Source organism: Bacillus sp. 05T31, assembly GCF_056396725.1.
Window position 1 is genome coordinate 1 of sequence record NZ_JBFTMA010000955.1, and the last position, 1,271, is coordinate 1,271.

The 1,271-nt window shown below is 35.3% G+C and carries 2 protein-coding genes; one reads left to right on the plus strand and one right to left on the minus strand.

The window, feature by feature from the left end; genetic code table 11:
- Positions 1-66: 66 nt before the first annotated feature.
- Positions 67-795, minus strand: a complete 729-nt coding sequence (locus AC1DJR_RS30250; RefSeq protein WP_429687771.1) for a glycerophosphodiester phosphodiesterase — start codon at positions 793-795, stop codon at positions 67-69.
- A gap of 50 nt (positions 796-845) precedes the next feature.
- Here AC1DJR_RS30250 and AC1DJR_RS30255 point away from each other — a divergent pair, with 50 nt between their 5' ends.
- Positions 846-992 (plus strand): YycC family protein, encoded by a 147-nt coding sequence (locus AC1DJR_RS30255; RefSeq protein ID WP_001247671.1) that lies wholly within the window; start codon positions 846-848, stop codon positions 990-992.
- The last annotated feature ends 279 nt before the right edge of the window (positions 993-1,271 follow it).

Below are 1,271 nucleotides of genomic sequence, written 5' to 3' on the forward strand. Positions count from 1 at the left end.
CGCTTCAGAAGATAAAACAAAGTTTTCACATATCATAAATAAAAAATGAGACCATTATATTAGGTCTCATTTTTTTATCGGTAATAAAGTTCTTGCTGTTTCAGGATAATCAGTAATAATCGCTGATATATTCATATCAAAATATTTACGCATAAGCGTTTCTTCATTTATTGTGTAAGGACGAACCTCCACACCACTTTCCATCGTTAATTCAGCGATAGCATCTTGAAGATAACGATAATTCGGATGTACTGCAGTAGCACCCATCTTTTTTGCATATGCCCACGGGCTATGCAAACCTTCACGATACAAAATAGCTGTTTGAATATCAGGAGCCATCAAATGACATTTTTTCATACTGTAGTGATTAAACGAAGAAAATATAACACGATCCTCTAGACTACACTTACGTACAAGTGTTATAACCTCTTCTTCTAAACCTCTGTATGGGATTTTATTATTTTTCAGTTCAATATTGAGTAGCAATTTCGTTTTTGCGAGCCATTCTAACACCTCTTCTAGAAGAGGTATTTTGCAAAAACCTACTTTGTCACCGAATTTATAACTCGCATCCAACTTACATAAATCCTCATATAAATAATTTCGAACCGCACCTTTTCCATTTGTTGTCCGATCCACCGTTTCATCATGAATAACGACAACTTTTCCATCTTTCGTGAATTGAACATCGAGTTCAATTCCATCTGCCCCGAAAGCCTCCGCCGCTTCAAATGAAATCATTGTATTTTCCGGATACGTTCCCGCYGCACCACGATGCGCAAATATAAGAGTCATCCTCACTCCCCCAATCTTATGCTATACTATACGAAAAAGGAGGTACTTCTATGAGACCATTACAAATTTCTCCAGACACTGCAGTCCGCCTATCAAAAGCKTTAGGTGTTCCACTTGAACAACTTATGCATATGCCACAGCATATTTTAATMCAAAAGTTAGTTGAATTAGAAAAACAAAATAAAGACGAAGAATAATATAGTCCTGTTTTGCAGGGCTTTTTATTATCATCTATTATATCATGGATGACTTCCCCGCTAAAATCCTTTAACAGATGTACTACGATGCGATTTAGCCTTTACTTCATCATTTAATAATGAATTATATATCTTCTTTTTTGTTACAAGTCATAAAGAAAGCAGAATATTTATTCACAAGTCACCATTGCCCCCTTAAAGCAAGGTAATAAAAAAACTAGAAGCCCTTCATATTATTTTTTATTGAATGTGCGGAGTATCCCCTGATTCGTATAGTTC